We start from the raw sequence: 14,308 nt of genomic DNA on the forward strand, positions 1-14,308 counted from the left end.
GGAAGGGAATTATACAAGTTTTTTAAACGCAATATTTATACTGTTTTTTTACATAATTACTGTTTTTAAGTTCATGAGGACGTTCTAGGCAGTAATTGACGTTGCATGGCAAAAATTAAATTGAGCTTATTTTCGTTGTTCAGATCCTTCCAGGATGACAAACATAGTGTGAAATTTTTGTTGATTAAATAATAAAAGAGGTTCCTTCAACTTCATTCACAATGACAATTTTCTTGTATTATTTTTCTCAAAAACAGGCCGTAATACAAATAAAAAAAATCAATCATTTAAGATGAATTAACAACATTTAGATACCACAAATATCAATTATTATTAAAATATTAACCTTTTGGAAAGATTCTTGCTATATTTTACATTATGGAGATACAGAATTATAAAAATCACAGGAAATTTTATCCACCTCATCATTTCATTTATCTTCCCTTATTATTTCTATTGGAAGTTTTTGGAATCTATAAAGTTTTTAGTGACAGGGAAAACAAGTTGACCTGGACCTTATTTTCGGTGGTCATCTTTCTGATTTTATATCTGGCTATTATGACGCGACAACATTATGCGCTGGGACTTCAAAACCGTTTGGTAAGGCTTGAATTTAAACAAAGGTATTTTGAGATCTTCAATAAAAGATCAGATGAAGTGGAAGGAAAATTAAGTTTCAGCCAGATTGCAGCGCTTAGATTTGCGTATGATGATGAGTTTAAAAATCTTTTAAACAAAGCGCTTGAAGAAAATTTTTCAGGAGATCAAATAAAAAAATCCATTAGGAATTGGCGACCAGACCAACACAGAATTTAAAATAATAGACATCAAAAAAATAAATTATCATGAAAAAGTTATCATTATACAGTATGACGATATTCAGTTTGTTATTGCTAACAAGCTGTGAAGCAGTAGAGACAATTTTTAAAGCAGGAATGTGGTGGGGAATTATTTTAGTAGTAGGCGTAATAGCCCTTATCATATGGCTATTTTCTAGGGGTAAGAACTCGTAACCAGATTTTATGGACAATTCAGACTTAGACATCATTTCTCACCTTAAACCTTCTAAAATTGTCAAAATTATGAAAGATCCGGAGGCTTCTGCAAGGGCGGTAAATCTAATTTACACGTCCGACGCAGAATCTGCGGGTATTATTCGAAAAAAAAGAGGTAAAAAATACGCTTATTTCAAAGACGGCGAAAAAATCAAAGACAAAGAAGAAATCAAAAGGATTAACGGATTGGTTATTCCCCCAGCTTGGGAGAATGTATGGATTTGTGCTTTGGATAACGGCCATCTTCAAGCGACAGGCTTCGATGCAAAAAAAAGAAAACAATACCGCTACCACCCTCTTTGGAGCGCGTTAAGAAATCACACTAAATTTTACAGAATGTTGCAATTCGGGTATGCATTACCTGAAATACGCCTTCATATTGAACAGGATCTGGCCTTAAGAAATTTCGAAAAAAGAAAGATCTTAGCCCTGATCGTGAGTTTAATGCAACGTACCAATATCAGAATTGGAAATAATGCGTACGAAAAACTGTACGGTTCTTTTGGACTAACCACGTTAAAAGACAAGCATGTAAAAATTAAAGGACAAAAAATGACCTTTTCATTTAAAGGTAAAAAAGGAATTATGCATAAAATTGATCTTAAAAGCAGAAGACTTTCAAGATTGGTTCAGAAATGTAAAGATATTCCGGGAAAAGAACTTTTTCAATTTTTGGATGAAGATGATAATCGCCACTCTATAGATTCTGGAATGGTAAATAATTACATCAAAGAAATCAGCGGTGAAGATTTTACAGCGAAAGACTTCAGAACTTGGTCTGGAACCGTGAATGCTTTAATTGCTTTTAAAGAAATCGGCTACGCAGAAAGCAATACCGAATACAAAAGAAAAGTAAAAGAAGCCTTAGAAATGGTAGCTTCTCATCTAGGAAATACAAGCACGGTTTGCAGAAAATATTATGTTCATCCTTTAGTGATCAATCTGTATGAAAACAATTCGATCAAAAAATATCTTGATGAATTAGAACAAATTGAAGAAAATGATGGGAAGGCTGATCTTACTCAGGAGGAAAAATTGGTGCTGAAAATTCTGGAAACGGAAAAAATGTAGTGCTAAAAGTGAATGGTTAATTCGCTTCGCTGTCAATTTTTACAGATTTTCTCATATTAACAGCTGTTACCCATTATAAAAAACTGAAAATTTAGATTTTGGCTAAAGCCAGATTCGTTTATTCAAAAGAGAAAATGGGCTAAAGCCAATTCCTATTGATGTTTAAAATTGTTTTTTAATTATTATAAAATCAGTTCAAAATATTAATACCCAGGAACCGTTGGTGGAAAATTTTCACCTTCTTTCATTTCAATAATTTGTCTATTTTCATCAACAGAAATATCAATCGCTCCGGACAAAAATTCATATAAATCAGCAACACATTTTTGAGAAGGTGATGTAATTTTAAAAGGATGATGACCGAGTTGTACTGTTGTACTCCCATCGTTCATTTTCTTAATTTCATACGTCCCTTTGATTACACTTTTACAGTTTCCCTGATTTATAGTAATCTGAAATCGTTTACCATCAACAAAATTTAAAACATCCGGTTTTCTATTGTCTTTATCTAAATACAGCTCAGCTTCCTTATCATTTTTCATATCAAAATACCACTTTGAGCCTTTTAAAGTACCATTCAATAATTCATCTTCAGGAATCTTATATTCTTCTATTTGCTGTTTTAATGGGATTTCTTCAACCGTTTTTTTCTTGCGCTGTGCAAAAACAGTTTGTGAAAAGCATAAAAGAATGAGAATTATTTTTTTCATTTTCTAATGTTGTAAGAACAAATCAAATATAATCATTCTCATAGATTAATAAGATCAAGTATTTTTATCAGAATTGTTCTTTTCAAAAGGAAAGCGTAAATTTGTATAATAGTATTTAAATTAAAACATATACATATGTCAAAAGCAATTTCGCAAGTACCATTTGCAGTAAATGAGCCGGTAAATTCTTACGCGCCGGGAACTTCAGAAGTTAAAAGCCTTATCGCTCAATACAAAAAAATGTGGGCAGAGAAAATAGAAATCCCAATGGTTATTGATGGTAAAGAAGTAAAAACTGGTGATACAGTTCAGCTTCAATCGCCTCAGGATCATGCGCATGATTTCGGTTTTTACCACAGAGGTACCATGCAACATGTAGATGATGCAATTAATTCTGCATTGGCTGCTAAAAAAGAATGGAATGAGCTAGGTTGGGAACACCGTGCTGCAATCTTTTTAAAGGCTGCTGATTTATTGGCTGGACCTTACAGAGATGTGATCAACGCGGCTACCATGATCGGACAGTCTAAGAATGTTCACCAAGCTGAAATTGATGCAGCTTGTGAGTTTATCGATTTCTTGAGATTCAACGTAGAATTTATGACAGAAATGTATTCTGAGCAACCGGTTTCTGATGCAGGAATCTGGAATCGTGTAGAATACAGACCATTAGAAGGATTCTGTTTTGCGGTAACTCCGTTCAACTTTACGGCTATTTCAGGAAACTTGCCAACGTGTATGGCAATGCTTGGAAACGTAGTGGTTTGGAAGCCTTCTGATAAGCAAATTTATTCTGCAAAAGTAATCATGGACGTTCTTATTGAAGCTGGTCTTCCAAAAGGAGTTATCAATATGGTTTTCACAGACGGAAAAGAAACTGCTGAGAAAGTATTGGCGCACAGAGATTTTGCTGGACTTCACTTTACAGGTTCTACAAAAGTGTTCCAGGGAATGTGGAAAATGATTGGTGATAATATTCATAACTACAGAACATATCCAAGAATTGTTGGAGAAACTGGTGGAAAAGATTTCGTTATCGCTCACCCTTCTGCTAACGTAGAAGCTGTTGCAACTGGTTTGGTAAGAGGTTCTTTCGAATACCAAGGTCAGAAATGTTCTGCTGCTTCCAGAGCTTATATTCCTCAATCTCTTTGGGCTGAGGTAAAAAAAGTAATGGAAACTCAGATCGCTTCTATTAAAATAGGTTCTCCAGAAGATCCTTCCAACTTTGTAAACGCAGTTATCGACAAAAATTCTTTCGAAAAATGTAAAGGATATATCGACAGAGCGAATGCATCAAACGAAGCAAACGTTGTCATCGGAGGAAAAGTAGATGATTCTAAAGGATGGTTTGTAAGCCCAACAGTGATTGAAACTACAAACCCTCAATACGAGAGTATGGTTGAAGAAATCTTCGGACCTATCTTATCTGTTTTCGTTTACGAAGATAAAGACTGGGCAGAAACGTTGAAAGTTGTTGATTCTTCTTCTCCTTATTCATTAACAGGTTCTGTGTTTGCACAAGATCGTTACGCAGTAAATGAAGCGTTCAAAGCGTTGGAAAATGCATCCGGAAACTTCTATATCAATGACAAACCAACGGGTGCTGTTGTTGGTCAACAACCTTTCGGTGGTGGTAGAGCTTCAGGAACAAATGATAAAGCAGGTTCTAAAATGAACTTACTAAGATGGACGTCTGTAAGAAGTATCAAAGAAACTTTTGTTTCTCCTAAAGATTACAAATACCCATATCTTGGATAATCATGAGTAATCAGTAATGGGCAATGAGTAATTTGTTCATTCATTACATACAGCCTCGGAATTTCGGTTTCGGGGCTTTTTTATTTTCATGGCGAGGAGCAAAGCGACGAAGCAATCTCTGACTATTTTTGATAGGATTCATCCTACCCTAATTTTAATCGCCACTCTGTAGCTTCCCTGAGAATTAATGATCACATGCTACATTTCCAACGTCTACCCTAAGCCTCCATTCCTCCCATCTCATCAACTTTTAACAAAATTTAAGCTATATTGTTGATAATTTAGTAATTAATAAACCTAGTTGGGAATAGTTATTGAATATTTACCAACACACTAAAGGATAAATATTATGAAAAAGTTTTTGTTACTAAGTATAGGTTTAGGATTAATTGCAGTGAGCTGCGGAACGAAAGAATCATCAATGTCGTCTAATAACTCCGATTCAGCTGCGGTAGATAAAAATAAAATGCAATCTTCAACATCTACTACAGACTCGGCAGTTACATCAACAACAAATCCTGATAATATCAAGATGAAGATGGATAGTACTACTGCTCCTGCAACCCAATAAAGCAAAACTAGAAAGTATAACTTTAATAGGGAAAATCCACAGATGAAAGCTCTGTGGATTTTTATTTGTTGGTTATTCTTATATGTGTTCATCATTCAAAGCGACGAAGCAATCTCTGACTATTTTTAATAGGATTTCATCCTATTCTAATATAAGTCGCCACTTTGTGGCTCACGTACCATTTTCGAAATTACAAGAAACATCTTTTATCTTTTATCTTTTATCTTTTATCTTATTAATCGTTATATTTGATTAATACTAAACATTAAAAACAAATTATTATGAAAAAATTATGGATCGGAGCCGTTTTAGGTTTACTTTTCTTAGGAAGCTGTGCAGATAAAAAAGCCAACAGAGAAGAATTTAAAAAGGAGCACGATAAAAGCGCCATGAGAAATGATATGGGAGATTCTGCCGTTGCTAATTCTGAACATGCTCCTGCTGACACCGTAAAAGTGAAAGCTGAGAACACAAAATAAAAAAACAAAACCGCAGAAATTCTGTGGTTTTGTACTTAAAAAAACTTGACTGAAAAAACCGGGCAATCATCCCGATTGTACTGTATTAATTAATATTTTCACTCTATTTATTCTCCTAAATAGATAAAAGTATTCACTACCAGATAAGCAGATCTGTTATCCAAAGAATTTCCTTCACCTCCTGAAGCTACGGTAGCAATTCCGGCTAATGAGTGAGTGTGGGCACCACTTGTTGCTGTATTGTGAAGAGTACCAACTCCACCCCATGAAGAAGGGCTTCCGTTACCCGTATATTCACCACTTCCGTTATTTCCTACAGAAGTACCTCCTAATAGGAAACCTCCCTCTCCTGCAGCGTGGGTATGTGCTCCGCCACTTTCAGCGATACCACTTACAATACCTGCAAAAGTAACATTAGGTAGATTAGATCTTGTAAGCGTTATTGAGTTCTGACCTCCTTCACTTCCTAATGGCTCTGTACCACGTCTGGTTTTTAATACTCTATCTGTAGCATCCGGTAAAACGCTTGTAAAACCAAGGGTCTTTGCAAATAGCTGTGCTTCTAGCGAAAGCGTAGAAACATTTCTACCATTCAATAAGTACCATCCATTATGATCTGCTGTTCTTACTGAGTTTTTGATATCACCAGCTATTTTAACGCTTAGTGTTTTTTCATCTCCTTGTGTCATTTTTTGCCAGATCTTTCCGTCAAAAACGTAAAGTCCTGGAGAAGTAACATTGGTTGTTTTTGAAGTGATTCCATTTACTGGAGCCGTTACATAAACAATAGTTCCAGCATGCATGTCTGAGTATTTAGCATCTCCTGCTTTAATTTGTTCTCCTGTGAGTCTTGGGGGCAGTATACCCTCCGCTGTAGATCCATCGCGCATTTTCGCGCTTACATCCAAACTCGTTATTGGGTTAGCTGTATTAATACCTATCTGCGCAAAGGCAAGATTTGATAACACAGAAGCCATAACGACTGTTAAAGTTGTCTTCATCCGTTTAATTTATTACTAGTTTAATGGTTATTATAATGCAAAATACTCCTCAATATTTTACATCAGCTAGTAGTTTTTAGTTTTAGTGTTTAGGTGTGGTGTTACAAGACTAATTATTATCTATAAAAATTGTGCTAAAGAGCAGTATAAATACCTGTCCCGCAAAACCGAAGCAAATATATGAAAGTGACCATATTACATAAAACAAAAGGCTGTCTGTTTTCGGGAAAATGAAAAGCATTCGTTAATACTGGCTTAACATTTTAATTGTTTTCCTGAAAATGAACATTCTTATCTAATTGGTTTTCAGCATCAAGAAGCTTAATATAGGAGGATGGAGATAAATCGGTCACCGCTTTAAAGACAGAGGCAAATTTACTATGAGATGAGAAACCACATTCTTCTGCCAGGATACTGATCTTATATTGTCTGTATTTATCATCATTAATGAGCTTATCAACAATATAATTGATCCTTAATCTATTGATATATGTTTTGAAATCAGCACTTTTATGTTGGTTGATTATATAAGAAAGATATTTGGTATTGGTATTGAGTTCTCCAGAAAGAAAAGGAAGAGACATATTCTTGTTATTATATAGATTTCCCTTTTCAAAATCAGTAAGAAATTCCAACAATTTAGTTTCTGTTTCCAGGGTCATCAAAGATTCAGTTCGCTTTTTACCAACTTCTTTTTCTTTATCCTCCACTTCTTCTACAGAGATATTTGAAAACTCGGGTTCTTCGGTTTCTATATTTTCTTTTTCAGTTAGTTTTTGCTGACTTCTAATAATCGTTCGAAACTTTGAACGTTGTTTTTTCTGCTTTGATCTAAAAAAGATAAACAATCCGCCCAGCGCAATACACAGAATAACAATAGCAATATTTTTAGCAATATTTATTTCACCATTTCCTTTATTGGGTATTTCTGCATTTAGCTTTCCATTGGTAAAGGCATTGTTTTTAGCATTAATCTGCTCATACACTTTTACGTATTTTACGGCATATACAGAAGCATTATCGCCATCCTCTATTCCTTCATAATAATCATTAAGGTTAGAATAGACTCCTTTTTTAAGATCCAGGTGATTATATTTTTCAGCAATGTCTTCCGCTTTACTAAGGTAAAATTCTGCTTCTTTCCAAAGTTTCTGCTTCAGCCTGATCCCTCCCAGCCCATTATAGATCCAGCCTAACAGACATGATTGCTCTTTTACTAAAGCTTCAGCCTGTTTATAATAATTTTCGGAGACGGTATAATTATTTTGTTTAAAATAAACATCACCCAATAATCGGTAAGAAGCTGCCGTAACCACTTCCTCTCCCATTGTTCCTGCTTTTTTAAAGAAGTTCAGAGATATTCCAAGGTATTTTACAGCGATAGGATAATTCTCAAGTTCCATTTCACAATGAGCCAGCTCCTGATTAAGAATTCCCAGTGTTTCATTATGCCTTTTAGGATCTTCTATCCTTTTTGCTATTTCAAAGCCTTTGTTGATGTATTTTTTGGATCTTTCGCGGAGGCCAACCAATCTATATTGGCGGGCAAGAAATTCAGTAATTCGGGAAGCCAGATCCGGATCATTTACTTTATTGATCAAGAGATCAGCATTTTCTGCATAGTAAATGGCTTTCTTAAAATCTCCTTGTTGCTGATATAAATGAGCCGTAAGCATCAGACTTTTCATCTTATGCAAAGGATCTGGTGAAGACCGATACAGAGAGTCTGCGGTTTTCAGAGCCCCCGGCAGTTTTTGTTGAGTCGTTTTTGCTGTTGTTTTATCGTATATACAATCAAAATCATCTTGAGCGTATATGGACCCGGTTGTGATTAGAAAAAACACGAGGCCTGTCAGGATTTTGAGCATAAATCAATAAATTATTATTTTTGTTTTATAATAATTCATTACTATCATGGTATTTAGTTTTAGTTTTTACAAAAGTAACGATATTTTATTTTTTACTAAAACATTATTATATATTTAACTTTTTTAACAATAAATCACTTTTACATTAATTTTAATAACAAGATTCGAATAATAAATTTTTAATATTAAATCAATCTTTATTTCAAAAGAAAAATGATGTAACTATTTTTTATTGGCAACGACTTATGTATTTACATAATTATTACATTTGCAATCAATAAAAAGTATTATGAAAAAAATAGCCATATTCTCATCCCTTTTTATCGGGGCTCTTGCAATGGCGCAAGGAATTAAATTTGAAGACAGTAACTTCACTGCTATTCTGGCGAAAGCTAAGAAAGAAAACAAGCTTGTATTTGTAGATGCCTACGCTTCTTGGTGCGGACCATGTAAGCTGATGGTGAAGAATATCTTCCCTCTTCAATCTGTTGGAGATTATTATAACGCTCATTTCGTCAATGCAAAAATTGATATGGAAAAAGGAGAAGGGGTTGGTCTTGCTAAAAAATATAACGTAAAAGTTTTCCCGACGTATTTATTCATTGACGGAAACGGAGAAGAAGTACACAGAACGATAGGGTATGTGGAAGAAAAAGATTTTATACAGTTTGCAAAAGATGCCGGAGATCCTACTAAAAGATTGGTTGCTTTAAAACAACAATTTGAAAACGGAGAAAAAGATCCTGAATTCCTAAAAAACCTTGCCGGACTTACCCTTTATACAGATGCTGAGTTTACAGGTAAAGTATTGGACCGTTATTTCAAATCTAAGCCAAGCCTGGATCAGGAAGATGTTGAGATGTTACTTGCAGGAACACAAAGCACGGAAAGCCCTTTATACAAAATTTTCCAAGCTAAAAAAGCAGACATCCTAAAAGTACTTCCTGAAGATAAGTACCAAATGTTTGATAAGAACATCAAGCTTACGACCATTCTGAAAAAATCATACAATGCTGATGCTAAAACATGGAATGATGCTTATTTTCTAACAGAAACACAAAGCTTTTTAAGCAAAGAAGAAGCTGAAAAGATCTTAAAAAGAGCAAAATCAAACAGAGCTTTAAAAAACAAAGATATTCCTACGTATGAAAAACTATCTTTAGAGCTTTATAAAGATTATTCTGCAGCAAATTCTGATGAACTGAATGCCATTGCCTGGAACTTCTTTGAAAACGTAAACAATAAGGCTTCTTTGGAAAAAGCAGTAGCATGGGCTCAGGAATCTGTAAAAAAGAAAGAAAGCTATGCGAATACAGATACGTTAGCTAATCTTTACAACAAAATTGGAGACAAAAAGAACGCTAAAATATGGGCAGAAAAAGCAGTTGAACTGGCAAAAAGTTCAGGTCAAGATTTTTCTGACACCGAGAAGTTATTAAAGACTCTTTAATTTCTATCAAAAATATAGACCAAGCCGCAGATGATCTGTGGCTTTTTTATTTCTGTAAAACCTACTCTCCTAAGTAAATAAATCTATTGGAAGCTGCATCCGAAGAAACAAGAGTTGAAGCTTCAGCTATTGATTTACCGCTTACTGATCCCGATCTACCGCTTACTGATCCTGATCTACCACTTACTGATCCTGATCTATTGGCATTCAATACTTGACCATTTTTAGGTAATGCTCCATTTTCAGCACTTACAGCTGCTACCTGCTGTTCTGTTCTTTCAGACTCGGTAAGACGTTCTTTAAATCCTAATGTATTTGCCTTTTTCTGTAGAGGCATCGGTAAATCTGCAATCGCACGTCCGTTCATCAGATACCATCCGTTATGATCGGTTGATTGTGCATCATTCTTAATATCTCCAATTGCAGGAGTTTCTACCGAAGTCATCTGCTCTGTTTTTTGAGAATTGACTGTTGTATTTACATTTGCTGTTCTCGTTTGAGAAAACCCCAGGCCAGAAATGGTAAAGGCCAAGATGATAAAGATATTTGTTCTCATAGATTCAAAATTTTTAACCTGCTGAGCGGTGATAAGAATACGCATTAAAATCTGAGGATATTTCAATATTGTTTTCTTGCTCACTGACTCTGTATTATGGTCCATCGTTTTCATTGATTATGGATACAAAACTAAGCCATTATTTTATGTTTCCATTCAGTATAAGTTACTATTTTTTGATGAATTTATAAAAAAACAATTAGAGGGAAATGAGCTATTTCACTAATATAACGGGACATTATTACAAAAAAAATCCGCTAAGGGAATAGCGGATTTATATGTGTTTTTAGAATCGTTTAATTATTATAAACCAATACCTGCATTTTTGTCAACATCGCTTCTGTATCTCCGTTATACCCTGCATAATTAGTTGGATTATAATTTACAATTTGGTCCCCGGACCATGCAGAATACTGAACTTTAAAGGTATAAGTTCCTGCAGCAAGCGTCACAGCCTTTAAAAAAGTTACAGAACTTGGTAACCTTACTAATTGGCTTCCACTTACCATTGATGTATAAGCAGAAGATATTTTAACTCCGTTTTGCAATAAAGAGAAGGCTCCTTGTGATTCTGTACTTACAGTACTTGGTGCAAATCCTAAAATAGTAAAAAGAAAAGTCTGTGTAATTCCTGCAGGTACGGTTAACGTAATCGTTACTCCAGGAACATCTGAAGTTGTTCCTTGAACCACTGTTAATGCTGTTGTTCCTTGCACATAATTTGCAGTAGAAATGGTTCCACTTACTGTATTAAGTGTTTTCCAAGTGGGGGCAACACCTGCACCGTTAGAGGCAAGAATTTGCCCTGTGGCACCTGCACTTCCCGCCGTAGAAGCATTTCCTCCTACATTAAGTTCGTTGGTAACCTGTAAAGCACCGTTTACATGCAATGTTTTTTGAGGCGTTGAGGTCGCAATTCCGACATTTCCTGATCCTTTGATACGCATCAATTCATTAGATCCAGCCCCACCAGTTAATCCTGCATAAAACACATGATCAGTCGTTGTTCTATCTGCCTGATAACGCATAATACCGGAATTTACACCAAAGCCATAAAATTCATTATCATTATCCCCTGTTTCATACATTACGATCTTACGGCTAGCCACCGTACTTCCTAAATGTATCTGCGCATGAGGAGCAGCCGTTCCAATTCCTACTCTACCATTAAGAGCATCTACTGAAAATGTATTTCCTCCTACAGAAAACCCGTTGACCAAACTATTCGTAAATGTTAAAGGAAAAGCACCTTGAGCTACCGTTCTGTTACTGTTAAGAGCACCATCTGTTGTATAGATATTCCCTAAAACATAAGGAGCATTACTAGGATTATATAATTTCACCCATACAAAACCATCAAAATAATAATACCCCATAGAGTCTATGTTCACTGCCGTTCCTGCTGCCGTTCCTGTAGCAACACTATTTACATACAATAAGGTAGAAGCAGGAACACCTACCATACTTTGGGCTCTTTGTCGGTCTACACGGGGGATAAGAACCCCATCTACAGTAGGAGAATTACCTGTCGCATTTTTAGCGGTAATATCTAGTGAAGCAGCAGGCAAAGCCGTATTAATGCCTACCTGAGCGCTTGTTTTAGCGTATATTGCTGATAACGCAACAATAATTGATACTATTAATTTTTTCATATTTTTTTAAGTTTTCTGGTATTTAGTTTATTGATACTATAAAATTACAACAATAAATTATTAAATCACGCATTATATTTCTATATAAAGTGAAAAGTTAAAATATAATTTATATTCAGAAGGTTTATTTACAAATAATTACACTATTTTAAATAAATGTCTTAAAAAATTATTTCACAAAATGAAAGACGAGCCAAACAGACTCGCCTTTCTTGAAGATTGTATAAAAAATTGTTATTTTTTAGTTATAATTTGACTTCCATTATCCAATGAAAGCATTAAGATTAATTGTTTTATAATTTGAAGATACAGCTGATTAATCTATACGTACAATATTCAGTGTAAAAGCACCCACTATAGGAATTGCTACAGTAGGTGTTGAACCAAAAGTAAGACCATCAAAGGTAAGTGTATTACCCGTAACCATTTTTACCAACCCCGAATACGTCGCAGAAATAGAAGCAGGAGCCCCACTTGTTTCATTCACTGTTACTTTTACAATCTGAACATTACCATATTGTACTCCACCCAAGCTCATTCTTGCATACGCAATATATCCGTCTCCTCCATCTTCAGCAGTTGTTCTTTGAGGATAATTAATTTGAAAATCTACCTTATATAATCCATCAGCTGCGGCTGTAAATGTATTCCCTCCAAACTCATTGAGGTTATCAAACGTTTCTGCTACTGTCGTAATACCTGTAAAAGTATTGTTAACGGTAACATTAACGGTTCCCGTAGCTCTTACCGCACTGATACTAGCTGAATTACGCAATTGTACAACACCTGTACTGTTTACTGCTAATGTACCTGCTGAACCGGAAGAAGCCTGTAGACCTTGAAGTCTTAAAGGATTGGTTGCATTTACATGTAAAATATTAGTAGGCGCGGCAGTACCAATCCCCACATTTCCAGATCTGATAGAAACAACCCCTCCAGACGAATTATTTACGATTGTACCTCCTAATGAAACATCTCCATTATCATTAAAAACCATTCTTCTCACACTATTCACACGATCAACTATTTCAAATGAATTTGACGCACCCGTAGTCCCTCCAAGCGATGGTGATAATGCCCATGCAGAAGTTCCCGAACTAAATCGAGACTCTCCGCCATCCACATGAAATCTGGCTAAAGGCGTTGTAGTTCCTACTCCCACTCGTCCTGCATTTCCGTCTGTTAGATACATCAATTCGTTGGGTACTATTCCTACACTAAATGATAGATATCGTGGTCCCGCCGCAGTTCCTAAACTCGTATCCCCGAAATTAATACGCGAAATCGTTCCTGGAAAAATAGAAGATAAAGATTTCATATTGATCCCATAATTATCTGTACGGTTACCGTATCCAAAGCCATCTAATCCTACATTAATATCTAATGCATTTTTTGTGGCAGCTCCTGTTACTGCGGCATTCAAAAGCTGACTGCCCTGCACATCTAATTTTACTGAAGGTAAAGCATTTCCTATCCCAACTCGGTTATTAGCTGCATCTACAGAAAAGTTAGCTCCTGCTACCGAAAAGGCATTCACTATGTTTCCGGTAAAAGTTAATGCATGGGAAGCTTGATTTACAATTCTATCTGTTTGAAGCGTACCATTCGTTGTATAAATATTTCCCAAAGCATACGTAGCATTCGTAGGGTTGTATAGTTTCACCCAAACAAAGCCATCAAAATAATAGTATCCCATAGAATCTATGTTTACCGCGGTTCCTAATTGCGTTCCGGTAGCAACGCTATTTACATACAATAAGGTAGAAGCAGGAACGCCTATCATACTTTGGGCTCTTTGTCGGTCTACACGGGGGATTAGGACCCCGTCTACAGTAGGAGAATTCCCTGTCGCATTTTTAGCGGTAATATCTAGTGAAGCAGCTGGCAAAGCCGTATTAATACCTACCTGAGCGTTCGTTTTAGTGTATATTACTGATAATGCAACAATAATTGATACTATTAATTTTTTCATATTTTAAGTTTTCTGGTTTTAGTTTATTAGTATTGTAAAAATAGTAAAAAAATAGTATACAATGTATAATATTTACATTTAAAGCGAAAAATTAAAATACAATTTACATTCAGAAGATTTATTTACTAATAATTATACTATTTTAAACAAATGTCTTAAAAA

12 protein-coding genes are annotated in these 14,308 nt (G+C 35.2%); 6 read left to right on the forward strand and 6 right to left on the reverse strand.

The features are described from left to right. The first annotated feature begins 378 nt into the window (after window positions 1–378). Entirely contained in the window at window positions 379–816 is a 438-nt protein-coding gene (locus tag AMQ68_RS07295; RefSeq protein ID WP_054509905.1) for a DUF6526 family protein, read from the forward strand. Window positions 817–1,022: 206 nt separating this feature from the next. After that, window positions 1,023–2,126, forward strand: coding sequence for a DNA topoisomerase IB (locus AMQ68_RS07300; protein WP_054509906.1), 1,104 nt, complete (start codon window positions 1,023–1,025; stop codon window positions 2,124–2,126). A 203-nt stretch (window positions 2,127–2,329) separates the two neighbouring features. Here the strand turns inward: AMQ68_RS07300 and AMQ68_RS07305 are convergent, their stop codons facing one another. Further along, window positions 2,330–2,836, reverse strand: coding sequence for a hypothetical protein (locus AMQ68_RS07305; protein ID WP_054509907.1), 507 nt, complete (start codon window positions 2,834–2,836; stop codon window positions 2,330–2,332). A 135-nt stretch (window positions 2,837–2,971) separates the two neighbouring features. On the opposite strand from AMQ68_RS07305, the gene pruA reads away from it, so the two are divergent. The 3 genes from pruA (at window position 2,972) to AMQ68_RS07320 (ending at window position 5,647) form a co-directional block, all read left to right on the forward strand. Next, window positions 2,972–4,597 carry an L-glutamate gamma-semialdehyde dehydrogenase gene (gene pruA, locus AMQ68_RS07310; RefSeq protein WP_054509908.1) on the forward strand — a complete coding sequence of 542 codons (1,626 nt, stop codon included), beginning with the start codon at window positions 2,972–2,974 and terminating at the stop codon, window positions 4,595–4,597. Between the two features lie 349 nt (window positions 4,598–4,946). After that, the gene (locus tag AMQ68_RS07315) at window positions 4,947–5,168 is read left to right on the forward strand and encodes a hypothetical protein (protein WP_054509909.1); all 222 of its coding nucleotides are present in this window, start codon (window positions 4,947–4,949) and stop codon (window positions 5,166–5,168) included. A 281-nt stretch (window positions 5,169–5,449) separates the two neighbouring features. Beyond that, window positions 5,450–5,647: a hypothetical protein gene (locus tag AMQ68_RS07320; RefSeq protein ID WP_054509910.1), complete on the forward strand. Its 198-nt coding sequence runs from the start codon at window positions 5,450–5,452 to the stop codon at window positions 5,645–5,647. Between the two features lie 107 nt (window positions 5,648–5,754). Here AMQ68_RS07320 and AMQ68_RS07325 read toward each other — a convergent pair whose 3' ends face one another. Together AMQ68_RS07325 and AMQ68_RS07330 are read right to left on the reverse strand one after the other, a co-directional pair. Then, window positions 5,755–6,648 (reverse strand): hypothetical protein, encoded by an 894-nt coding sequence (locus tag AMQ68_RS07325; RefSeq protein WP_123905633.1) that lies wholly within the window; start codon window positions 6,646–6,648, stop codon window positions 5,755–5,757. A 263-nt stretch (window positions 6,649–6,911) separates the two neighbouring features. After that, on the reverse strand, window positions 6,912–8,516 hold the full coding sequence (locus tag AMQ68_RS07330; protein ID WP_054509912.1) for an AraC family transcriptional regulator: 1,605 nt from the start codon (window positions 8,514–8,516) through the stop codon (window positions 6,912–6,914). Window positions 8,517–8,805: 289 nt separating this feature from the next. On the opposite strand from AMQ68_RS07330, the gene AMQ68_RS07335 reads away from it, so the two are divergent. After that, window positions 8,806–9,966 carry a thioredoxin family protein gene (locus tag AMQ68_RS07335; protein ID WP_054509913.1) on the forward strand — a complete coding sequence of 387 codons (1,161 nt, stop codon included), beginning with the start codon at window positions 8,806–8,808 and terminating at the stop codon, window positions 9,964–9,966. A 61-nt stretch (window positions 9,967–10,027) separates the two neighbouring features. Here AMQ68_RS07335 and AMQ68_RS07340 read toward each other — a convergent pair whose 3' ends face one another. The 3 genes from AMQ68_RS07340 to AMQ68_RS07350 all read right to left on the reverse strand — a co-directional run bounded on the left by AMQ68_RS07340 (window position 10,028) and on the right by AMQ68_RS07350 (window position 14,146). Continuing rightward, window positions 10,028–10,606, reverse strand: coding sequence for a hypothetical protein (locus AMQ68_RS07340; RefSeq protein WP_123905634.1), 579 nt, complete (start codon window positions 10,604–10,606; stop codon window positions 10,028–10,030). A gap of 212 nt (window positions 10,607–10,818) precedes the next feature. After that, the gene (locus AMQ68_RS07345; protein WP_054509915.1) at window positions 10,819–12,174 is read right to left on the reverse strand and encodes a hypothetical protein; all 1,356 of its coding nucleotides are present in this window, start codon (window positions 12,172–12,174) and stop codon (window positions 10,819–10,821) included. A 316-nt stretch (window positions 12,175–12,490) separates the two neighbouring features. After that, window positions 12,491–14,146, reverse strand: a complete 1,656-nt coding sequence (locus tag AMQ68_RS07350; RefSeq protein WP_054509916.1) for a hypothetical protein — start codon at window positions 14,144–14,146, stop codon at window positions 12,491–12,493. Window positions 14,147–14,308 lie beyond the last annotated feature (162 nt).

Source organism: Chryseobacterium sp. ERMR1:04 (assembly GCF_001297705.1).
GTDB lineage: Bacteria > Bacteroidota > Bacteroidia > Flavobacteriales > Weeksellaceae > Chryseobacterium.